The organism is Desulfocicer vacuolatum DSM 3385, from assembly GCF_900176365.1.
Taxonomy (GTDB): Bacteria; Desulfobacterota; Desulfobacteria; order Desulfobacterales; family Desulfobacteraceae; genus Desulfocicer; species Desulfocicer vacuolatum.
In genome coordinates, this window is sequence record NZ_FWXY01000029.1 from 1 (window position 1) to 23,294 (window position 23,294).

The window sequence follows — 23,294 nt, forward strand, 5'->3', positions numbered from 1 at the left end:
GACTTGCATGTGTTAAGCACGCCGCCAGCGTTCATTCTGAGCCAGAATCAAACTCTCCAGTTATAATTCTTTTAAAATGTTTTTTTATGTGCTTGCCTGCACTTAAAACATCTTTTTACTCAATTCATTCACTAACCAGTTTTCAAAGATCAAATTCATTTTTGACACAAAAAAATCTTGCCGAAACATGCCGCGCTGTTTGCAAGCGGCGTTGCCGTCTCAACAAGACCCAGCGAAACTACATGCAAACTCACTTCTTGTCAAACACTTTTTTTATTTATTTTTCAAAAAAAACACAACCAATTAAAATAATTAAACATAAAAACTCTGCCCCAGAACTAAAAACTCAACAAAAACCTTTCACACGGCACATGTAGTGAAGATTAAAAGCATCGTGGTCCATTTCCTGGACAACAACCCTGTCAAAACCTGCTTCTTTGAGGAGTTCTTCTGCCTGCTGCCGCCCCCACATCATGCCAAGACCTGCCCCGTTGTCATTCAATCCCACGGGCATGCAATGCATGAGGCTCACCGTGTAAAGAAAAGGCCCCATGGGATGATCCATATTTCCGGCATGGTGGGACTGGGCCGCAATGTCCACCATGGAAAAAATCCCATCCACAGCCAGCATGGCATGGATACTTTTTAAAGCCTCCAGGGGTTTTGACTGGTCATGGATGGCATCAAAGGCGCAGATATAGTCAAATTTCTTTGCAAACCGCGGTTCATCCGCCAGATATGCCGCATCGGCCAGATGATAGGTCACATTATTTAACCCCGTTTTTTTCGCTTCTTTTCCAGCAATCCCAAGGGCCTGGGCATGATTATCAACGCCCCAGAACCTGGATTTTGGAAAGGCCCGGGCCATGAGATTCAATGCCACGCCCTCGCCACAGCCCAGATCACACACATCAATGCCCCTTTCCAGACGTTGTATCAATCGGCCTTCATCCACTTGGGGTAAAAATTGCTCCACCAATATCTGACGATGTTTGGCATTGGACAATTCTGCCATAAAGGCCTGAAAACGGGGATAGCATGAAAAGGGAACTCCCTGTCCGGTGTTAAATCCATCCACAACCGCCTCCATGGCACACTGGGTTAACAGCGGAATCTCCTGGGTGTACACGCCCAGATTATTATTACCGGCATTTCTTGTCAAAAAAACGGCATGTTCCGGTGGAAGATGATACAAAAAAACACTGGAAGTATCGGAACTTATTTCCACAACACCACCGGTGACCATCACCCCCAGCCACTCTTTTATATATCGAGGCTGTAACCCGCTCTTCAATGCAATGGCATCAACGGATGAAGGCACTCCGATGTTTTCCATGGTATCAAACAACTTTTGACGATATCCCACAGCCATGGCCAGATTCAGGGCACCACTATTTAGAATATCAACCATTTTTTTGCCAAAAGCCTCTTTTCTGACAGCATCGTATTCAGCCATCTTCACCTCACAATAAATTCATTTTTCAAATGGGCCGCAAAGTTAACGACCTGCCCTGCCATACAAACAAATTCAAAAAAAGTTGTCAAACACTGTTTAATAAGTTTATATATTGTTTTTTGCATGGCAGATTATCAATCTATCTCATAAAAACACAAAGGAGCGCATCCATGGATTTTTTCTTCAACCCCAAGGGCATTGCCCTCATCGGAGCCACCCCCAATCCCCTTAAGGGGGGCCACGCCATTTTGCAAAACCTTTTAAAGGGATTTAAAGGGAAAATCCATCCGGTTAACCCCCGTTACGAAGAAATCCTGGGCATTCCCTGCCACAAAACCATTGCCGATGTACCGGATCCTGTGGATCTGGCCATCATTTTCATTCCGGGAAAAATGGTTCCCCAGATCATTGAATCATGTGCAAAAAGGGGTATCAAAGGTGTAATCATTGAATCCAGCGGATTTGCAGAAAGCGGCAAAGAGGGACAACAAGTTCAAAAGGATCTCACCAATTTTGCCCGTAAGGAAGGGGTTCGACTGTGGGGTCCCAACTGTATGGGGCTTGTGGATGCGGTGAATAAAAACGTTTTCTCCTTTGTCAGCCCTGAATTATGGGAAGAACTGATTCCGGGGGATGTCTCACTGATTGTCCAGAGCGGCATGCTTTCAGGAGGTTTTCTCATTGACTGCATGTCCCATGGCACCATGGGAGTCAGTAAGGTGTGTTCCATTGGCAACAAAATGGATGTGGATGAATGTGAGATATTAGAATATATGCTCACAGATCCCCACACAAAGGTTATCGGTCTGTACCTTGAATCCATCACCCATGGCCGACGGTTCATGGAAATATGCCGCCGCGCCACAAAACCCATTGTCCTTCTCAAGGGAGGAAAAAGCGCCATGGGGGCAAAGGCCGCCATGGGCCACACCGCCAGCATGGCCGGCAACGGTGCTGTCATCCGGGATGCCATGGCCCAGGCAGGGGTGATGGAAGCCACTGATTTTCATCAAATGATGGATCTGTGCAGATCTCTTGCAGCCTATCCCGACATAAAACCCACCCCCAAGGGCCGTGTGGCCATACTCACCTACAGCGGGGGTGCCGGAATCATCTCCTCGGATTTCATGGAAAACGGCCCCATAGAGCCTGCTGTCCTGTCCCGTCAAAGCAAAGAACGGTTAAAAACCATCTTTCCCCAATGGATGCCCCCTTCCAACCCCATTGATCTGTGGCCTGCAGTGGAGCAACACGGTGCAGAAAAAGCCTATGGCCTTGCCATTGATGCTGCCTGTGATGATCCCGGTGTGGATGCCATTTTCATCCATGCCTTTGCCGGTGGATTCAGGCTCTCCCTTGATCTGGACAAAATGAGCCAAAAGGCAAAAAAAATGGGCAAACCTGTATTTTGCTGGCTCATTGGCAGACAGGATGAAGCGCGTATTGTTCAACTGGAGAGCCACTCCAAGGGAATTCCTGTTTTCCGGGAGCTCCACCGTGCCGTTGAATGCATGGGGGCCGTGTTTGCCCATGGAAACAGAACCATTTCTGTAAAAAGTGAACCGGACAATAGAAATGACACAATGGCCCATGACACAATTAAGGTCAGCCTGAAAAAGGGAAAAACAGCCCTGGATGAACATCTTTCCAAAACCATTCTGGATGCCTGTAATATTCCGGTGACAAAAGAAATTATAGTGGCAGACGAAGCATCTGCATGCCAGATGGCCACCCAGACCCTGAAATTTCCCGTGGTCATGAAGGGACTTTTGCCAGGGGAAGTTCATAAAACAGAAGCCGGTCTGGTCAAGCTCAATATTGAATCCCGGGACCAGGTAAAAACCGCATTTAAAGATCTGACCCAGGCCATGGACGGCAAGGGAGAAATACTTATTCAGCAACAGATCAAAGGAGATCTGGAACTGATCGCAGGGGTGGTCAAAGATCCTCAGTTTGGTGTGTGCGTCATGGTGGGTCTGGGGGGTGTCATGGCGGAAATTCTGGATGATGCTGTCTTTGGTGTGGCCCCGTTGAGCCACAGCGATGCCCTGGCTCTGATGGGACGGCTCAAGCACCAGAAACTGCTGGATGGATTCCGGGGGGCCAAGGGTGTGGACCGGGATGTCCTGGCAAAGATTCTATGTGCACTGGGGGATCTGGCCCTGGCCTATCCGCAAATTAATGAAATAGATGTAAACCCCTTGATCATCTCCAAGGGCAATCCCATTGCAGTGGATGCCTCCATTATCCAGGAACAATAAAGGAACCCAATTACAGAACTTAAAAATCCAGGTGGCAAAGTCTATTTATGCCTGATATATGGCAAAGCCGACACCGCACAAAAATAGATTTTGTCCCTGCATTGTGAGTTAAAGCAGATATTAAAAAACCATCAATTCAAAGGAGGTATCCACAAGTTCAGCAAGGCCCATGGCCTCAACTTTGTTAAAAATTTTATCCACCATGGCATTGATGACACGTTGATCCGAACCTGTGAGCGAAAATCCAATTTCCGCCCGGTCATGGATATCATTGGCCCCGATTTCAGCCACAGAGGCATTAAAACTGTTTTGAATACGACCAATAACCGCTTTCACAATCTTCCGTTTTTCCTTCAGGGAATACACACCATGAAGCCGCAGCACAATTCTACCTGCACCAATAACCATGTCTTTCCTTCCATCATAAACAATTAAAAATATTCAACCATATGGGTTTTAAAACGTTTCCGCATATCCTCAGGCAGGGGAATGGGTTTCTTAACGGTGTAGTCAAAATAGACCATGGTTACACGGGAAACGGCAGCTGTTTTGTCGTGCTGGATCATTTTCTGGGTCAGGATAAAAGACGAGCTTCCCATGTGTCCCAAACCCGTTTCAATGGTCACCCGGCCCTCCCCATCCACTTCTGCCCGGTAGTCCACCTCAAGCCGGGCAACGATCACCGAACCTTGTTTAATATCCATCTGGGGATTAATTATTTGATAAATCCCCTCAAATCCCTGTTCAAACCATCTGGGCAAAGTGGAAAATCCCACATGCCCTGCCCTGTTAACATCATCTGACGTGGGATGAATCTCTGTGTAAAACATTTAAACCATCCTTATTTTATGGCGTTTCCAATAGCCATTTTTTTTTATATGACTCAACTTTCGGTGTTCGCATTTCGTGGTGGGTTAGGCTTTCGTTATTGACATTATCGAGGCTTTTTTCGTTGGCAAAGGCCTTGGTCGATAACATCAATAACAAAAGCCTGCCCCCGTCGGCACACTGACCCCATCGGTACATTTAAAAATGCCGGCTTTGAAATGAAGCCCGAAAGTTGAGTTATATGAAATACTCCGCAAATAGGGGTGTATTTCAAACTTTGTTGTGGGCAGAGCCGGATCAAAATACGGTCCGGGCACATTACTCATCGGGGGGCGGCGGTATAATACCATTTTCAATATTCGTTGTGGGCAGAATACAGTCTGCCCGTGGCAGTTATAGCAGCCGCAGGGCATAAATACTGCGTCGGGAGACATGGCCTAAGATGCCATTCTCTTGACATACTGCCACTGCAACGGTACATAAAAACATGATTTTGAACGCTCAGTCCATAGATATTCGGCCACCAGCCGTCATCACCTGAATTTTTTAAAAATCCGAATTATATTACCTTTGACAAACCAACGGGTCAACACGGGAAAAAACTTTTTCTGTCTGGACCTCACCTTAAGGAGCTTTTTACATGAAAAATTCAACATCATTGTCCTGGAGAGCATTGTTCTTTGTTTTTATTTTCTCTGCCTTATGTGTCAGCGGGTGTTCACAAGCCTATTACGGCGCCATGGAAAAAGCAGGGATACATAAACGCGACATTCTGGTGGAAAGAGTGGAAAAAGCAAGGGATGCCCAGGCCACTGCCCAGGAAGAATTCAAATCCGCTCTGGAGCAGTTTGAGTCTGTGGTTTACCTGGAAAACACGGATCTTAAATTGGCCTACGAAGAGACAAGTGCGGCCTACAAAGACAGTGAAGAAGCTGCCAAAACGGTTTCCGAAAGAATTGACAGGGTTGAAGATGTGGCAGAAGCATTGTTTGTGGAATGGGAATCAGAACTTGAGCAGTACAACAGTGCAGAATTAAAACGTCTAAGCCGGCAAAAAATCACAGAAACCCGATCCAGATATGGAAAAATGCTCACAGTGATGCACAGGGCAGAACAGTCCATGGCACCGGTGCTCACCACCTTCCATGACAATGTCTTATTTTTGAAACACAATCTCAATGCCCAGGCCATTGGTTCGCTTAAGGGAGAATTTTCCCAGCTACAGAAGCAGATCACTTCACTGATAGGGGAGATGAACCGTGCCATTGCATCTTCCAACGATTTTCTGGCCCAGTTACAATAACAGCCACGGACAGCCCCAGGGGCGGCATGATAGCATTTTCAATATTTCGTTGTGCCAGCAAGTTTTTTTTTATATGAAATACTCCGTTAACCAGGGGAGTATTTCTAACTTTGTTGTGGGCAGAGCCAGATCAGAACACGGTCCGCCCGTGGCGGTTAGAAAAACAAAAACGCACATGAACCACACCCGGAGAAAAGAGCTATGCCATTAAAATCACTTTCTCTGCAACGGTATGTCGGGGCATTATTATTACTCCTTTTTGCCATGACAATCTCACCGTCACTCCTGAAGGCCGAAACCACCATTGTGTTCCTGGGAGATTCCCTCACCGCAGGGTACGGAGTGGATTCCCGGGAGGCCTTTCCATCCCTGCTTGCACCCCTTCTCTCAGCCAGGGGCTACAATGATGTAAAACTTATTAATGCCGGTATCAGCGGCTCCACCACCGCCAGTGCCCTGTCCCGTCTGAAATGGTACCAAAGGGTCAAGCCTGATATCCTGTTCCTGGCCCTGGGTGCCAATGACGGCCTCCGGGGGCTCTCCACAACCGCCATGGCGACCCACCTGGAAGAGACCATTAAGCTGGCCATCTCCTCGGGCATGACCATTATTCTTGCCGGTATGGAAATCCCCCCCAATTACGGATCTGACTACACCCAAAGGTTCAGGAAGGTGTTCCCGGTCCTTGCAGAAAAATACCCCATTGTATTCATGCCGTTTCTGCTTAAAGACGTGGCAGGACTCAGTAAATACAACCAGGTGGACGGCATCCATCCCAACAAAAAAGGACATGCCATTGTTGCAGCCAATGTAATTCCCTATGTTGTTACTGCACTGAATCTCATTGATGCCCCCCCAAAAAATCAAAATTAACAAGGCTGCCATGACAAACATACCGATTTTAAGTGTATCCCGGCTGGAAAAATCCTATCCCCAGGCAGGCACCGCCCCTCTCAAGGTAATTTCCAACACCGGTTTTACAATTTTTTCCGGCGAAACCATTGCCATTACAGGACAGTCCGGCAGCGGGAAAAGCACTTTAATGGCCCTGCTGGCAGGTCTTGATACGCCGGACAGCGGTACCATTTTGCTAAAAGAACAAAATCTCAACCGGATGAACCAGGATCAGCTGGCCCGTTTCCGGGCAAAACAGATTGGGGTTATTTTCCAGCAGTTTCATCTCATGCCCCATCTCACGGCCATGGAAAACATCATGCTCCCCCTGGAAATCCTTAAATATCATCCCAAAAAGATCCACACACGCACCCGCCGGGTACTGGAACAGGTGGGCCTGACCCGGCGAAGGGACCACTTACCGGCCCAACTCAGTGGCGGAGAGTGTCAAAGGGTGGCCATTGCCCGGGCATTGGTGGTGAAGCCTGCTCTTTTGCTTGCAGACGAGCCCACAGGAAACCTTGACAACAACACCGGCGAACAGGTGGCAGACCTGCTCTTTGACCTGGTGACCTCATCGGGCATGACCCTCATTGTTGTGACCCATAACATGGATCTTGCCCATCGCTGCCAACGATGTCTTGAATTGAAAAAGGGAAAATTACAATGAACTTCTGGGTGGGTCTGGCATTTAAAGAGTTGATGAGAAACCGGAGATTTTCCCTGTTTTTTGTGCTGAACCTCTCCATTGGATTAGTGGGATTCATTGCACTTAATGCATTTAACCACTCCATTAAAGCCCACCTCCAGGACAATCTTAAAGAGATCCTCACAGCGGATCTGGCCGTTTATTCCTCCAGGCCCCTGGATAAAATCGAAGAAAATATCATTGACAGGGTCCTTGGACCCCAACGGCACACCGCCCGGCAGATTACGTTTTTCAGCATGATCTCGGGCAAAAATATTTCCCGGCTGGCCCGCATTGTGGCCATTGACGATGCCTTTCCTTTGTACGGACGCATTACCTTTGATAACAGCCCTGATTTTTTACACAAATCACCGGACAATAAAAACAACTCCCTTTTTCGCAACCCTCCCCCGCTTAACAATAGCAATCCCCACCCCGGCGCCTGGATCAGCCGGGATCTGGCCCTGGTGCTCAACATTAAAAAAGGAGACCTCATTGGCATCGGCTCCCGTCAATTCAAGGCAGATGCCATTGTCACCGCCACCCCTGCCGGGGCTGTCAGCCCGGTGGAACTGGCTCCGGTGATCCACATCGGCACTTCCAGATTAAAAGAAACAGGCCTCATGGGGTTTGGCAGCCGCACCCGTCATATCAGCTATTATAAACTTCCCCCGGGAACAGACATCGTCCAGATAACCCAGACCCTGCGTAATGAATTTTCCGCCCTGGTTAACGGAGAGCCCCAAATTGATGTGTATAACAGTAAAGATGTAAATCAAAATCTGGGGAGAATATTTGGCTATTTCACAGGTTACCTGGGCCTTGTGGCCATTGTGGCACTGTTCCTTGCCGGTATTGGCACGGCCTATCTGTTCCGGGGATATCTCAATGACCGGTTAAAGGAGATGGCCATTCTCATGGGGCTTGGGGCCGGCCGCATGCAAACCTATGGTCTGGTTTTATGCCAGGTGATCATGCTGGGACTTGGGGCCACGCTTTTGTCTGTGCTTTTATCCGTTGTTGTGCTGCCGCTTTTTCCTGAAGTGATGAAGGGGTTGATCCCCCCGGGTTTCAAGACCGTCATCCCCCCCGGCACCCTGGGCCTTGCGGTTTTCATGGGCACCCTTGGCAGTCTTATTTTTTGTCTGCCCGTATTTGTGCGCATCCATGATCTTAAACCTGTGGTGCTGCTCCAGGGGCTTCACACCTTCTTTTCCATCCCCGCTGCTGCGCCCCCCCGAAGCATCTGGAAATGGATGCCCCGATTCCATGGAAAGCAGAAAATTCAGCTCATAAGCTTTATTCCCGGAGGACTTGTATTCTGGGGGCTTGCCATGGCCCAGACCCGTTCCCTTGAAAGGGGCACCCTTTTTCTGGCAGGCTTTTTTTCTGTTTTTGGCATCATGGCCCTCATTGGCCGGGGCTTATTGATCCTGGTGAAATTCTTTTCCCGCACCCACCGGGTCATTGCCAAAATCGCCCTGAGAAATATTTTCCGCCACAAACACGCCTCGGTGTCCTGTTTTGTCACCATTGCCATGGGGGCCTTTCTCATAAATGTCATCCCCCAGGTAAAAAACGGTATCCAGGACGAAATAAGCCGTCCACAAGGACTTGCCGTGCCGGGATTTTTTTTGTTTGATATCCAGCCGGAACAGCTTTCCTTGCTCAAGACCTTCCTGGACAACAGAAAATTTAAACTCACCAATGCCTCTCCCCTGGTGCAGGGAAGAATCAATTCAGTGAACGGGGTGGGCTTTTATGAAAGAATAGAAGAGAAAAAAACAGGTCTACTGGATAAATTTAAACGAAAAGAGAAAAAAGACGCCCGTTCACAGGGAGAATTCAGGAGAAGAACTTTTACTTTTTCCTGGCGAAAAGCACTGGATGCATCGGAAAGCATGGTGAAAGGCAAAGCATTAAGTAACACCCCCTGGAATTTTGAAAGTGATCAGCCCTTTGAGGTTTCCCTGGAGGAGGGGTTTGCCCAGCGGTTTCACCTTAAAATCGGGGATGTCATGGAATTTGATGTCCAGGGAATTCCTTTAAAAGGCCGGGTGAAAAACCTTCGTAAGGTGAGATGGAACAGCTTTCAGCCCAATTTTTTCATTCTCTTTCAAAAAGGCGTACTCAATGATGCCCCCCGAACTTTTCTGGCCTCCATTCCCCAGATGCCCGAGTCCGAAAAAATGCCCCTGCAAAATGCCATCATCCAAAAATTTCCCAACATTTCCGTGCTGGATGTAAAGCACACCGTGGCCCAGCTGCTGGACATCACCCAGCGGTTGACCATTTCCATAAATTTCATGGCCTGGCTTGCCATACTGGCCGGTCTGGTGGTGCTGTTTTCCATTGTGCGCCACGAAACCCAGACCCGGGTGTGGGAGATCAACCTGTTAAAGGTGTTGGGGGCGGGTTTTTCCGATGTGCGGCGGATTATCCTGTTTGAGTTCGGACTTCTGGGAACCACGGCAGCCCTTTTTGGCATTGTATTAAGCCTTGGGGTTTCCTATGGGATCTCCTGGTTCTTTTTTGGAAGGCTCTGGGTCTTTCACTTTGGTTACAGCCTGTTTTCCCTGGGTGCCATTTCTTTGATTTCCATGGCAACGGCCCTGGTGGCCACCGGCCGGGTGATTCATCAAAAACCGGTGGCATTGTTAAAATCTTTATAACGGGCATGTCCTGTCGGACACAACAAATATAGGGTTGTAGACACGGAGCCAAATGGTATTATACCGTCGCCCCCCGACGGGCAATGGCCCCGGACCGGAACTGTAGACAGCTCAATTGTCCGGTTCCTATTGCCCGTCGGGGGGCGGCTCTGCTGAGATGGAGGCTGCATTGTATATAAAACTGCCATGGGCAGACCGTATTCTAATCTTGGCCCATCACCCCATGGTGAGGCAATTTCGTCCAGACTCTTTACTTTTATATAAAAGCGTGTCAGCTCTTTTGATGATTTTATCAATGGTATCGTTTTCTTCCACCAGGGTGGCACCGATGGAGATGGTGACATGGAGCTTTTTATCTTGATGCATAATATAAGAGTTGCCCACCAGTTGGCGAATTCTGTCACCGATCATGCCAAGATTTTCTCCATCAACATTTCGAATAATACCAAGGAACTCTTCTCCGCCCCAGCGCCCAAAAAGATCAAAAGGGCGTGCATTGGCAGTGAATGTTTCAGCAACAAATTTCAACACCTCATCCCCCACATCATGGCCATGGGTGTCATTAAAAACCTTAAAATGATCAATATCCATGAATAAAAGCCCAAAAGGAACATCAAACCTTTTTTTCTCTTCAAATCTTTTTTCAAGCTCGGATTCAATGTAGTTTCGGTTGGGCAGCTGTGTGAGATTATCAAGCAATGCCATTTTTTCAAGCTCTTTCACCCGCAAGGCACTTGCAGCCTGACTGCTGATGTCCGTGAACAGCTCAACACCGCCGATAATATTGCCGTCATTGTCGGTCAAGGTGTTCACACGGACGGACACAGGGATGCGATGCCCTGCCTTATGGTGCATATACACCTCTGTTTCCCGGGGTTGTCCATCGGCAATGGTGGCAGCAAGGGGGCATCGGCCTTTGCAGATACTGTTGCCCTCACTGTCCACGTGGGTCAAAATATTGTCTGCACAGGATTTGCCCACAACCTCATCTGCGGAAAAACCGGAAATCTCTTCAGCCGCTTTATTCCAATAGGTAATCACTCGATTTTTATCAACAAAATACAATCCATCATGGAGATTTTCGATAATTCTTTTGTAGGATTCCTGTTCCAGAGTCATATTTTTATCCCCCTATTTTTCAGGCCAGTTGACCTTCCAGATAACGCACGGTTTCGGAAAATCCCCGTTTAAACTTTTCACTCTGGGCATTGGTGAAATCACTGAATTTCACAAGATCCAGGGTTCGCATGAGATTGAGCTGCTGAAGCATTCCATCTTCAATGATCTGAGCCGCTAAGGGTGCTTCCCGGCCTTCTTGTTTTAAATTTTCCATGGATAAAACAGCTTGTCCAAAGGGATCCGTCTCATCTTTACCCCTTTTAAGGAGATCCTCTGTCATCAAGGTGAACATGGCATCTATTTGATTGCTTTTTATCAGGGTGGGACTGTGAAAAAAGGAAAAATCTTTTTCCACTGCCACTGTGGCACTGTTCAGACATGTGACTTTTTCAAACCAGTTCAAGGTATATGCCACATGGTCTTCCCGGGTCCAGCCCTCTGCCTTCCAGACATGGGCCCGGATGATTTTATTAAGATGTTCCAGACAAACGGACTGATTCTCAAAATCATAATTACCCAGAAATGCACCGGATTGAAAAAGATCCACACCGGGACGGGTGGCATGTTCGGAGATTTCAGCAGATAAAATTCGAATTTCTTTTCCCGGTCTGGAAATAAGAATCTGATACGACGGAGCGTCCTTTGATATGCGATGAAGCTCTTCCACCGTGTCAGGGGGAGTCAATTTTCCGGCAAGAAGGGGGGGGATAAATGCCGCAGACACGTTGGGACTCAAATCCACCACTGCCAGGGCTTTTTCAAAAACAACAAGGTCTTCATCTTCCAGGGGCCCCATGGGAATAAGTCGTCCGGGTTCCAGATCCGGGCCAAACAGTTTCAATGTGGCCTCAAGGGCTGCCTGCCAATGGGCGCTCCTGGGATCTTTTCCTTTTTTAATCCATTTGTTTACCTTTTTTTTCATTGGATTTTTTCCCATGTGCATCACTCTCCCTGCTCGTGTCATTAAATATTGGAAATTTGATCACCAAACTAAAAAAGACATCAAAACAGATTTCCATGGAAATTGTCAAACGGTTTAATACCTGACATGCCCAGTTGGTTCACCAATTTATGATGAAGGCTTGACGAGACAAGAAAATCCACATTTTCTTTGATAATTGATTTCCACTGTATTATTATGAATAATGTCGCTGTAGCGTTAGGACATGCCCGTTATTTATAAAAAAAATACCCAGCGCCCCTGGTGATCCTACTTTTCAACACCAAGACTTGGCTCTGCCCCAAAATTTTTTCAATTAAAGGAATGGCTGGTCATGCGAATTGCTGTTTTTTCAGATATTCATTCCAACCAGGAAGCCCTCCGGGCATTCATGGAACATGCGGCCCGTCAAGGCATTGACCGGTATGTCTGTCTGGGGGATCTTGTGGGGTATGGGGCCAATCCCAACCGGTGCATTGACCTGGTGCAGAGTCTTCCCGGCATCAGCTTTATCAAGGGCAACCACGACAATGCTGCAACGGGCAATACAAGTAATATGAACACCCGGGCAGATAAATCCATGGCATGGACCCGGCAACGGCTCTCCGGCAACAATATCATTTTTTTAAAGAAAATGGACACCGTGATCAAGCAGGGCAACCTGACCTTTTGCCATGCCACCCCCTACAATCCCCTTACCTGGGCCTACATCACAAAAAGAAAAGTTATTTCAAAAACCTTTGCCAGGAGCCGGGCTAAAATCATATTTACCGGCCATACCCATGCCCCGTCAGCCATTACCCGGAAGAATTTTTTCTGCGTTTATATCAAAAACCCCAAAAACAACAGCGTGCTTCCCGCAGCCACCCAAAAAAGGCAAATTTTCAACTGCGGCAGCATTGGCCAACCCAGGGACGGAGATCCCCGGGCATCATATCTGATTTATGACGCAAAGGCACAGCTCATCGAATTCCACAGGGTGCCCTATGACCACGATAAGGCAGCCCGGAAAATCATGGATGCCGGTCTTCCCCATTATCTGGCCACCCGCCTTTTAAAAGGGGAATAACAAAAAGACATGATTCATTTTGCAACAGGGGCTTTAACTGTAATGGGAACCCCCTTTATACCGGCGTAAAACACAATGATTTCAGCAGGGCCTTCGCCGTCGTTTCTGCCGTAATGCCAGGTATCCACCACCTCCACAATGGGGTCTCCGGCATTCAGGTGTAATGTCTTTTTATCCTGGGTGACCACTGTGAGCTCTCCCTTGATCAATACACCGGCATTGATCACCAGATGCTGATGCAGGGGCAATTTAGTTTTAGCAGGAATCACAATCCTTAAAATTGTCACCTCAGGGGTTCCCGGATTGTACCCGGGCAAGGCAGCACCGTTCCAGCTGGTGGTTGTTTTTGCCAGCACATCCACAGTTACCCCCCCAGAACTGTCATGGGCCCATGAAGCAGTGGTGAATGCAAGAACCAGCAGCATAATTGTATAAGATATTTTTTTCATCATTTCATACATCCCTTTGAATTACGGCCCCCCTTGATTTCAGGAAGCATTTGATCATAATGTCTGCCACATTGTGAAAAAAATTTAACAATGCACAATAAAAAATATTATGACAGGCGCTTGCAACAAGCACAATCATATATCTTGAATAGTGTGCCATCTTATATTCAGGCCCTTCAGAAGGAGCAGTTGATTTACAACACACGCCTTATGGCCATCATTCTCTCCCCTTTTTCCTGATCGGACAATTCATGCCACGGCGTATCAAAAAAAGGATCAAAAGAGTGGGGATTATCTTCCAGCTCAAGGTCCAGCCATGACATGGGATTAAAATCACCGCTGGTATCTTCCTTGGCTGCCAGCTCTGCCGAGGATCTGACATAATCCATCAGACTGGGTTTTTTATCCTGTTCTTTATCCTCCGATGTCTGGGAAAAAGGATCATATCCCGGCTTTCTGTACAATGTTTCAGCCTTGTCAAGGATATCCGGTTTATAAACTTTTTCTGTCCAATCATGGGGTTCAAACTCTTCAATGGCCACGGACACCGCAGCCTCTTTGCATTGTGTAACATCAACAATATTTTTTACAATCTTTTCGGTCAACTCTTTTTTCTGCTGCTCAGATCTTCCGGCATACAGCTTTACGACAATGTGTGGCATAAAATAATTTAATCCTTAATCGGTTTCTGTGTATTGACAACGCCCCGTTGCTCCGGGGCCATCTATTCATAGAACTCAACTTTCGGGCTTCATTTCAAAGCCGGCATTTTTAAATGTACCGACGGGGTCAGGCTTTTGTTATTGATGTTATCGACCAAGGCCTTTACCAACGAAAAAAGCCTCGATAATGTCAATAACGAAAGCCTGACCCCACCACGAAATGCGAACACCGAAAGTTGAGTCATAAAATTTGTGGCAATGAACTCCCTGATTCTTTAACCCGGGGATCATTGACTTTCCCCCACCTTTATTAATCTTAATTGAAAAATCAGTCAACAACGCTGTTTAAAGCCACCTCAAACCGAGCATCAATGTCAGCAAGAAAAGCCTCCCACTGGATACCGAATTTATAAAAGGCCAAAGATGCCGTTTTTTTGGTAAGGATGGCATCTCTATAGGACCTTAATTCTTCTGTATTCAAAATTTCCAGAATCTTTTTCTTACCCAGACGTTTAATCAGAATGTTGGGGATATAATGTTCCAACACCCCCCACACCAGCCTGTCATTACTTGTAAGTTCAGAAATACGTTCATAAAGAATGGCCTGAAAGGCAAAAATCTGTTCGCTGGTCTGTTCGGACAAAACAAACAAGGGCACAGAGCGGTCTGCCTCATGGAGCCTGATGAGCATCACGGTCTCTTCTGTGCCGTACTCGTCCACCAGAAGCATGATATCCCTGATCAATGCCCATCGGGTGGCGGTGTCGTTGAGAAGTTTTTCTTCGTATTCGTCGCCAAAGAGAAATGCTGTAAGCACTTCGGCAATGGAGCTTGAAAAAACCCCTCCCTTATTGGCTGTTGAATCTTTGATTTGACGAATGGCGGTGTGGGCGGCGATATATCGCCTGGAAGCATCGTCAAAAAATACGTTTGCCCCTTCCACAACAAACTCAAGATCCTTAAACAAAGAAACAAATTGTTTCACATTGCCGTGGTTGACAGTATCTTTAAAACCGCCGCAGGGGATAAAAGCTCTGATATTTGCCCGGCTGACGGCCTTACGGCTCACCGGGTCATGCAGAAAATTTCTGTGGAACAGCTTGCCTTCTTCCACAAAGGTGCCATCGGGCAGGGTGATGTTTCTGGCGGAAAGGGGAACCCTGAACCCCTGGGCGCTGAGTTTATGGAGAGGATAGGCAAGGGAATTGGCCCGGGGGGAGGTGTGACGCATAAAGGCTATTTTTATCAATTCACGCTTGTCCAGCCCCTGGGGATCAAACAATACAGAGCCTCCGTCAATAACCAGACAGATATTGCCTTTGTAGCATTGGATGACATTGGCCCCCAGATCCCCGTCAGGTCCGCCGGTCATCATGAGGTTCAAATCCTGTTCCTCAGCCCCTGAGTGACGAATCAATGCCCTGAATGAACTCATGATGCCGGAGGTGGTCATGCCACTTGTTTCAATGCGATCTCCAATGGCATCAAAAATGATATCCATGTCCAGGGTGGTTGCCACGGATTTACCGTTGATCCGGAGCTCAACCCCTTTGTCATCACGGTTGTATAGCCCAAAAAGGTCCTTATTATCCAGCATGCCGTAGGTGCCGTGGGGAATGCCAAAGGTCTTACCGGTGGTGATGGTTCTCCAGTATTTATACCCCCTGTCCCTGGCCCTGAATGACACCGCATCCATCAGGGGCGCGGTTCCTTCATCTGGGTCAAAAAAGACCATTTCAGGCTTTCCCAGATAATCAATGATAAAAGGGTCTTCCAACATCAAATCCATGATCCCTTCACTGTAATCGGAAAGGGCATCCTCGCTGTAGTCTGCATACAGAGAATGGGGTACCACCACCCCCTTTGAACCGCTTTCGCAGATATCTTTATGCTTGAGACGCTGGGTCTTGGGGCCAAGTGCATAGTTCAAAAGCACGGCATTATCAAGTTCTGTGTCATAATTGGAAGCTGACACACGGATCAATCGAAGGCCCCCCCGGGCAATATCACCGGCCCTGAGATGGGTGCCGCAGGCATAATGTCCGTTAACATAAAAAATGCCGTATACAAATTGACTGAAAACAATGGGATCAAGGATCCGGTTATCAAAACGAAAGGCAAAGGATCGTTTTTCCGGCTTGTAAAAATTGGTTTTCAGGGTGCAGTCCACCATCTTGAACATAAAATTAAAAATATCATATCCAAGGCTGAAATCCATGAATCGGCTGGCGATCAATTTATTAAATGCATGGTACTTTTCAATGAGGGCATCATTGTTCAGCCTTGTGTTAAGAGCAGGATCAAACCGCTGCTCAAACAGGCTGTAAAGGCATTTTATCAAATCCGGATGGGCTTTTGCCGTTTCCAGTATCAGCTCTGAACCGTAGGTGGATTTATTATAACTTTGTATGCGTGATGCAAAGGCATCTTTGTGATCCATACCGGTGAGGCTTTCCATGATCTCTCTGTCCGTTGCATTTTCCCGCTCCTTAAAAATGAACAGATGGGTAAAATCCACAGCATTGCTGGCAAAAAGCATCTCCTTAAAGGTAAGGGTTTCTGTGATGTACAAATTTTCCATGCTGTTGAGACCAAAGCAGAGAAATGCTCCAAGGTCGGCCCGCAGTGGGCCCTCTTTTGATTGGGGCAGTTCTCCCCGGATATAAAGCGAACAGATGGAAGAAGGAACAGAGGATTGGGTCCAGTATGGCTCCCAGTAGGCCCGCATCAGCTCAAAACCGTGGGATTTCATTAATTTGCGCAGGGCGGGCAGCTGGGGACAGGCAAAATCACTGTTAAACATCAAACGGGTTTCATCTGTTTCTGGAAGATGAAAGACCTCAATCAGGGGGGTAACAGATTTTTGACAATCATTTAAAAACAATTCATAACGTTTGCGGGTGGACTGCGGGGTGGAGGTGTAGTCCCCGGACAGGGAAAACAAAAATCTGGAGACAACAAAGTCATCCCCGGAAAAATCCTGCACAGTTTCCGGACGAACAATGTAAGTGTAATAATTATTTTCCGGGCTGTAATAGTATTCTCTGCGGTGGCCGGAAATAAGATCTTCCAGAAGTTTTTCCATGCCGTCCCGGGTCTCCCGGGTGGCAATGCGGACCCGCTGGAAATGACTGCCCTGATCCAGGCCGAAATCCACATGGGCAACCCGGCCGTAAAGTTTCACTTTACCATCCTCCACCGTGATGCTGGCGGCAATGGATTCCAGCAGATGTTTCAGGGATTCTGTTCCGATATTCTGGAAAAAGTAATTGGGAAGCCCCAGGTCCTCCAGCAGAATATCGGCAGCCATGTTAATACATTTAGATGTGAGCAGTCCCTGGGAAGACAAGCCCATGACGGCCTCGCACAATACTTTGGGATCGAGGTTGACACATTGGGCCGTATTAATAATATCCACATCCTTTGCCACCAATGCGTATGGTTCTAAATAGTTAGCCATGTAACCTCCTTAAGGAACTAAGCGGGGGAAATAACTGTTTTCAGACATTTATGTAAGCGTTTTATGGCTTTTATACTACCCGGCCGGGGCCGGGAAAGGAATCCCCAGTTTTTCTCAATCATTTTCAGGTTGTTTTAACAGACATATCATTTAGGATAGCACAAATCCTTTTATAGGCTTACATTACAAACAGTTATGTTTCTTACACATACCGTCCCCACTCCATAACACGTAAAACAATACCGCATTATAAATGCAATTTTATCGTGTTAATTCGACACATAACGGATTTTTTTTATATGAAATACTCCGCAAATCAGGGGTGTATTTCAAGCTTTGTTGTGGGCAGGCCGAGGCCGGAATACGGTCTGCCCGTGGCAGTTTGGTGCCCTGATGGAATATTGGGTGTGTCCCACGCCCCTTGTTTTTCAAGCGTTTTCTGTCCCACGCCCACATTTCCCAACATATCTATAATCGTTTAAATTCCAGCAAGTTAACCTTGTTACAGTCACTAACACATATGAACATTACGTAAAAAAATACCGCATTATACATATGATTTTATCGTGTTGCTTAAAAGTTTAATATCAGATAGTCATATCAAGCTTTAATGCGTGAATTTTTCATGTATTATTACCCCGGTACACATGGGAAGCATGACTTGATCTTCTGTGGATGAGACATCTAAAGGGGGATCTAACTTTCCGGCTGAGGCACCATTGATGATGAACGAAAAAAACAAAAATTTTGGCAATAAATTTCATGCCCATCCCGACACATATCGGGATATTATGGCCTACGAAGTAAAGGAAATCCTTTTAATTTCAAGCCCTTACAATATGTTCAACATGGAGGAAGACGGCAGTCTTACATCCAAAATCATCAACGAGTACAGCGGACTGAATCTGCGATATCCCCCGGTGATCACCGGCGCTTCTTCAGCAGAGGAAGCCCTTGATCTTTTGAAGCAAAAACGGTTTGATATGGTTCTCATCGTACCTCACCTTAAGGAAACCGATGTTTTTTCCCTGGGACGGGAAATCAAACTTATTCAGCCGGACTTAAGGGTTATTCTCCTTTCTCCAAGCATCAGAGCACTTCCTGCAGGCCATGATTCCCATTACAACAGCGGTATTGACACCATTTTTATCTGGTCAGGCAACTCCGACCTTCTCATCACTTTGATCAAAAACGCTGAAGACCACATCAATGTGGACAACGATACCCGGCGTGCCAATGTAAGGGTGGTGATACTGGTGGAGGATTGCCCGGAATATTACTCCTTTATGCTGCCCATTATTTACAAAGAAATCGTTACCCAGACCCAGGCCCTCCTGGCAACGGATTTAAACGACAGCATGAAACTTTTAACCATGCGTGCAAGGCCCAAATTACTCCTGGCAAAAAACTATGAACAGGCCATGGCGTTATACAAGCGATATAAAAAGTTTCTGCTGTGCGTCATCTCAGATACCCGTTTTCCCAGAAAGGGCAAACTTGATGCAGAAGCCGGTATCAAGCTGTTTTCCACCATCCGCAGCGAAACCCGGGGGATTCCCCTGCTCCTTATGAGCTCAGAAAAGGAAAACTGTAAAAAAGCAGATACAATTCCAGCCCTGTTTCTGGACAAGAATCACCCCAATCTGCTCCATGCCACCCGGATGTTTTTCCTCAATCATCTGGGATTTGGCAATTTTGTTTTCTGCATGCCCAACGGCCGAAACATAGACATTGCAACCAACTTGATGCAGCTGGAAGCAAAATTGCCCACCATTCCGGATGAATCCCTCATTTACCATGCAGACCGGGATCATTTTTCCTCCTGGCTCATGGCCCGTTCGGAAATTGATCTTGCCTTGAAGTTCAGGGCCTGCACAAGTGAGGATTTCAGCAGCCCGGATGAACTCAGGGAATTTGTCATGAGCAACATCCATGAATTGAGAAAATTCCAACACAAGGGCATGGTGTCCACCTTTAACGAAAATTATTTTGATTCCGATATCAAGGAGTTTGTAAAAATCGGCCAGGGCTCCCTGGGGGGGAAAGGCCGGGGTCTGGCGTTCATGTCAGGGCTTCTGGCCCGGGAAAATGAGCTCCATAAAAAACATCCGAAATTCACGATCCAGATCCCCAAAACCCTGGTTTTGTGTACAGATGTTTTTGAGGCTTTCATCACCCAGAACAAGCTGGAAAATTTTGAGAACCAAAAACATCCAGTGGAAGAAGTGGTGGAAGTTTTTCTCCGTGCAGAATTGCCCCCATGGCTAATCAGACAGCTAAAGGCATTTTTATCCCAGGTAAAAGTCCCCCTGGCGGTGCGCTCATCCAGCCAATTGGAAGATGCCCACTTTCAGCCCTATGCAGGTCTTTATAAGACCTATAAGATCCCCAATAATCATCCGGATCTGTCCATGCGCATCCTCCACCTGGCCAACGCCGTCAAACTTGTGTTTGCCTCCACCTACTACGATGATGCCAAGGCATTCCACCGGAGCACCTCCAGCCATCCGTTTCATGATTCCATGGCGGTGATTGTCCAGGCCCTTGCAGGGCAACACCATGGAGACTATTTTTACCCCAGCGTGTCCGGGGTGGCCCAATCTGTTAATTACTATCCCTTTGCCAACATGAAGGCGGAAGACGGCATTGCCCACATCGCCCTGGGCCTTGGCAAAACAGTGGTGGATGGAGAAAAGAGCCTGCGATTTTCACCCGGCAACCCGCAGATACTGCCGCAATTTTCATTGGTTGATGATATTTTAAAAAATGCACAGACAACTTTTTATGCTCTAAAAACAAACGATTACAGCGACAAACTCCATTTTGGACGTTATTCAAATCTTGAAAAACGCAGTCTGGATCTGGCCCTGGATGATTATCCGGTTCAGGCCATGTCCAGCACCTATGTTCCCGAAGAAAACCGCATCCGTGACACCTGGGGGGTTGAAGGCCCTAAGATGCTGACCTTTGCCCATATCCTGAAATACAACACCCCGCCGCTTTCTCCACTGTTGTGCGACCTTCTTGAACTTGGCGGCAAAGTGTTTGGCGGACCTGTTGAAATTGAATTTTCCGTCAATCTTTATCCGGACCAACGTCCCAGTGACTTTTATTTTCTGCAAATACGCCCCATGGCCGATCACAATACACACCAGACAATCAGCATCACCCAAGAAGATATGGATGCGGCGTTTTGCTACTCGTCCACGGCCCTTGGCAATGGCATTCTGGAAAATATCACAGACATCGTTTATGTCACCCCCCAGGCGTTTTCTGTGTCCAAAACCCCTGACATCGCCGAGGAGATTTCCCGAATCAATGCAGGACTGGTGGAGGCGGATCGCCGTTATCTTCTCATTGGCCCGGGACGCTGGGGCGGCTCTGACCCATGGCTGGGCATTCCAGTGAAATGGCATGCCATTTCCGGTATCGGAGCTGTCATTGAACTGAGAAACGAACAGCTTAATGCAGACCCTTCACAAGGATCTCATTTTTTTCATAACATCACATCCCTTGGCATTCCCTATATCACGGTGAATGAACTGACCAGGGGCTCCCAAAAATCCAATAAGGATTTCATAAACTGGGATTGGCTTGATGCCTGTGAGGCTGTGTGTGAAACCAAATACCTGCGGCATATAAGATTATCAGAACCCATACTTATTAAAATGAACGGAAAAAAATCCACATGCGTCATGATCAGCAAATGACACATCCAACAAACCATCCTTTGATGATACCCCGGCCATGTTTCACTTGAGAAAAATCCCGGTAAACCAATAGGATTTTTATGAAATACTCCGCAAATTTGTGGAAAATTTCTATTTTTGTTGTGGGCAGACCGAGGTCAGAATAAGGTCCGCCCGTGGCGGTTTATAAAAATTTTTCATGGGCTGGCCCAGACGTAAAACAAGGTCTGCCCGTGGCAGTTATATGAAAGTATTTGTCAAAATCAAACATTGACTTTCATTTTTTTGTTGTGGACAGGCCATGCAGAATCTAACAAGCCTGCCCATGACAGTTATTCAACATTATTAGGAGACACCAAATGTCAGAAGTTTTAACCACGATTATGGAAAAAGACCCCAACGAGAAAGAATTTCACCAGGCAGTTATTGAGGTTATGGAAACCATTGGACCTGTTCTTGACCGTAACCCTGAATACCGTCAGCTTAAAATCATGGAACGAATGGTGGAACCGGAACGGGTATTAATGTTCCGGGTTCCATGGATGGATGATGCCGGTCAAGTCCATGTAAACCGTGGGTTCAGAATTGAGATGAACAGTGCCATCGGCCCTTACAAGGGCGGACTTCGTTTTCACCCTTCTGTGAACTTAAGTATCTTAAAGTTTCTGGCCTTTGAGCAGGTCTTTAAAAATGCCTTGACCACATTGCCCATGGGCGGTGGAAAGGGTGGATCTGACTTTGATCCCAAAGGAAAATCCGATAATGAAGTGATGCGTTTTTGTCAAAGTTTCATGTCTGAACTCTTTCGTCACATCGGCCCCAACACCGATGTTCCGGCAGGAGATATCGGAGTGGGTGCCAGGGAAATCGGTTTTATGTTTGGCATGTATAAGAAACTGAGCAATGAGTTTACCGGTGTTCTCACCGGAAAAAGCCTTGCCTGGGGCGGCAGCCTTATCCGACCCGAAGCAACCGGATACGGTTGTGTTTACTTTGCAGCAGAGATGCTCAACACCCGGGAACAGACCCTGGAAGGAAAAACCTGTCTGGTGTCAGGTTCAGGAAACGTGGCCCAGTACACAGTGGAAAAAATTCTGGACCTGGGTGGAAAAGCTGTTACGCTGTCAGATTCTGAAGGATATATCTATGACGAACAGGGCATTGACAGGGATAAACTGAACTTTGTAATGCACCTTAAAAATGTTCGACGTGGACGCATTAAAGAGTACATCGAAAAATACCCGGAAGCCGTTTATACCCCAAGGGATGCCTCCATGGATATGAATCCCCTGTGGGATCACAAGGCCGACTGTGCATTTCCCAGTGCCACCCAGAACGAAATAAATGCCAAGGATGCCGAAAATCTCATCCGCAACGGAGTAACTCTGGTGGCAGAGGGTGCCAATATGCCCTCCATGCCCGATGCCGTTGATATCTTTCTGGACAACAAAATTCTCTATGGACCGGGTAAAGCTGCCAATGCCGGTGGTGTTGCTGTTTCCGGCCTGGAAATGTCCCAGAACGGCATGCGCCTTAACTGGCCCAGGGAAGAAGTGGATGCCCGTCTCAAGGGAATCATGAAAAGTATCCATCAATCCTGTACCGATGCTTCGGAAAAATATGGCCAGCCCGGAAACTATGTTGCCGGTGCCAACATTGCCGGTTTTGTAAAAGTCGTCAATGCCATGATGGACCAGGGTCTGGTATAATTACCAAGGGCAGACCGATACACCGTGAGCCTGGTCTGCCCGCAACAAATTTAAAAACAATATTATGCCGCCCCCGATCACTTGCCCTGCCCTGC

18 protein-coding genes and 1 rRNA gene are annotated in these 23,294 nt (G+C 47.1%); 10 read left to right on the forward strand and 9 right to left on the reverse strand.

The features are described from left to right. Both B9A32_RS18500 and B9A32_RS18505 read right to left on the reverse strand, forming a co-directional pair. Positions 1 to 63 (reverse strand): 16S ribosomal RNA (locus B9A32_RS18500); the annotation flags it as partial. 283 nt (positions 64 to 346) lie between these two features. Further along, positions 347 to 1,456, reverse strand: coding sequence for a class I SAM-dependent methyltransferase (locus B9A32_RS18505; protein WP_084071449.1), 1,110 nt, complete (start codon positions 1,454 to 1,456; stop codon positions 347 to 349). A 170-nt stretch (positions 1,457 to 1,626) separates the two neighbouring features. Here B9A32_RS18505 and B9A32_RS18510 point away from each other — a divergent pair, with 170 nt between their 5' ends. Further along, positions 1,627 to 3,717: an acetate--CoA ligase family protein gene (locus B9A32_RS18510; protein WP_084071450.1), complete on the forward strand. Its 2,091-nt coding sequence runs from the start codon at positions 1,627 to 1,629 to the stop codon at positions 3,715 to 3,717. 120 nt (positions 3,718 to 3,837) lie between these two features. Here the strand turns inward: B9A32_RS18510 and B9A32_RS18515 are convergent, their stop codons facing one another. Beyond that, positions 3,838 to 4,125 (reverse strand): DUF503 domain-containing protein, encoded by a 288-nt coding sequence (locus B9A32_RS18515; protein ID WP_084071451.1) that lies wholly within the window; start codon positions 4,123 to 4,125, stop codon positions 3,838 to 3,840. A 23-nt stretch (positions 4,126 to 4,148) separates the two neighbouring features. After that, positions 4,149 to 4,547: an acyl-CoA thioesterase gene (locus tag B9A32_RS18520; RefSeq protein WP_084071452.1), complete on the reverse strand. Its 399-nt coding sequence runs from the start codon at positions 4,545 to 4,547 to the stop codon at positions 4,149 to 4,151. Between the two features lie 638 nt (positions 4,548 to 5,185). Here B9A32_RS18520 and B9A32_RS18525 point away from each other — a divergent pair. From B9A32_RS18525 to B9A32_RS18540, 5 genes are all read left to right on the forward strand, one after another. After that, positions 5,186 to 5,848, forward strand: a complete 663-nt coding sequence (locus B9A32_RS18525; RefSeq protein ID WP_084071453.1) for a DUF2959 domain-containing protein — start codon at positions 5,186 to 5,188, stop codon at positions 5,846 to 5,848. A 73-nt stretch (positions 5,849 to 5,921) separates the two neighbouring features. Next, positions 5,922 to 6,059: a hypothetical protein gene (locus B9A32_RS21950; RefSeq protein ID WP_212638012.1), complete on the forward strand. Its 138-nt coding sequence runs from the start codon at positions 5,922 to 5,924 to the stop codon at positions 6,057 to 6,059. After that, positions 6,050 to 6,721, forward strand: coding sequence for an arylesterase (locus B9A32_RS18530; protein WP_084071454.1), 672 nt, complete (start codon positions 6,050 to 6,052; stop codon positions 6,719 to 6,721). Before B9A32_RS21950 ends, B9A32_RS18530 begins: the two co-directional genes overlap by 10 nt. 10 nt (positions 6,722 to 6,731) lie before the next feature. After that, positions 6,732 to 7,412, forward strand: a complete 681-nt coding sequence (locus B9A32_RS18535; RefSeq protein ID WP_084071482.1) for an ABC transporter ATP-binding protein — start codon at positions 6,732 to 6,734, stop codon at positions 7,410 to 7,412. Continuing rightward, positions 7,409 to 10,102: an ABC transporter permease gene (locus B9A32_RS18540; protein WP_084071455.1), complete on the forward strand. Its 2,694-nt coding sequence runs from the start codon at positions 7,409 to 7,411 to the stop codon at positions 10,100 to 10,102. The genes B9A32_RS18535 and B9A32_RS18540 overlap by 4 nt, the downstream gene beginning before the upstream one ends. Positions 10,103 to 10,318: 216 nt before the next feature. Here the strand turns inward: B9A32_RS18540 and B9A32_RS18545 are convergent, their stop codons facing one another. Both B9A32_RS18545 and B9A32_RS18550 read right to left on the reverse strand, forming a co-directional pair. Then, positions 10,319 to 11,221, reverse strand: coding sequence for a sensor domain-containing diguanylate cyclase (locus tag B9A32_RS18545; RefSeq protein ID WP_084071456.1), 903 nt, complete (start codon positions 11,219 to 11,221; stop codon positions 10,319 to 10,321). Between the two features lie 19 nt (positions 11,222 to 11,240). Continuing rightward, complete coding sequence (locus tag B9A32_RS18550; protein WP_139795888.1) at positions 11,241 to 12,158, reverse strand: hypothetical protein; 918 nt, start codon at positions 12,156 to 12,158, stop codon at positions 11,241 to 11,243. 337 nt (positions 12,159 to 12,495) lie between these two features. On the opposite strand from B9A32_RS18550, the gene B9A32_RS18555 reads away from it, so the two are divergent. Then, positions 12,496 to 13,230 (forward strand): metallophosphoesterase family protein, encoded by a 735-nt coding sequence (locus B9A32_RS18555; RefSeq protein WP_084071458.1) that lies wholly within the window; start codon positions 12,496 to 12,498, stop codon positions 13,228 to 13,230. 14 nt (positions 13,231 to 13,244) lie between these two features. Here B9A32_RS18555 and B9A32_RS18560 read toward each other — a convergent pair whose 3' ends face one another. The 3 genes from B9A32_RS18560 to B9A32_RS18570 all read right to left on the reverse strand — a co-directional run bounded on the left by B9A32_RS18560 (position 13,245) and on the right by B9A32_RS18570 (position 17,801). Next, on the reverse strand, positions 13,245 to 13,682 hold the full coding sequence (locus tag B9A32_RS18560; RefSeq protein WP_232367232.1) for a cupin domain-containing protein: 438 nt from the start codon (positions 13,680 to 13,682) through the stop codon (positions 13,245 to 13,247). 191 nt (positions 13,683 to 13,873) lie between these two features. Continuing rightward, positions 13,874 to 14,341: a tautomerase family protein gene (locus B9A32_RS18565; RefSeq protein WP_084071459.1), complete on the reverse strand. Its 468-nt coding sequence runs from the start codon at positions 14,339 to 14,341 to the stop codon at positions 13,874 to 13,876. A gap of 328 nt (positions 14,342 to 14,669) precedes the next feature. Continuing rightward, positions 14,670 to 17,801, reverse strand: coding sequence for an NAD-glutamate dehydrogenase domain-containing protein (locus tag B9A32_RS18570; RefSeq protein WP_084071460.1), 3,132 nt, complete (start codon positions 17,799 to 17,801; stop codon positions 14,670 to 14,672). A 299-nt stretch (positions 17,802 to 18,100) separates the two neighbouring features. On the opposite strand from B9A32_RS18570, the gene B9A32_RS21955 reads away from it, so the two are divergent. The 3 genes from B9A32_RS21955 to gdhA all read left to right on the forward strand — a co-directional run bounded on the left by B9A32_RS21955 (position 18,101) and on the right by gdhA (position 23,199). Then, on the forward strand, positions 18,101 to 18,283 hold the full coding sequence (locus B9A32_RS21955; RefSeq protein WP_212638013.1) for a hypothetical protein: 183 nt from the start codon (positions 18,101 to 18,103) through the stop codon (positions 18,281 to 18,283). 240 nt (positions 18,284 to 18,523) lie between these two features. Continuing rightward, a complete protein-coding gene (locus tag B9A32_RS18575; protein ID WP_232367233.1) occupies positions 18,524 to 21,511 on the forward strand; it encodes a PEP/pyruvate-binding domain-containing protein in 2,988 nt (995 codons plus the stop codon). Between the two features lie 338 nt (positions 21,512 to 21,849). After that, a complete protein-coding gene (gene gdhA / locus B9A32_RS18580) occupies positions 21,850 to 23,199 on the forward strand; it encodes an NADP-specific glutamate dehydrogenase (RefSeq protein ID WP_084071462.1) in 1,350 nt (449 codons plus the stop codon). Positions 23,200 to 23,294 lie beyond the last annotated feature (95 nt).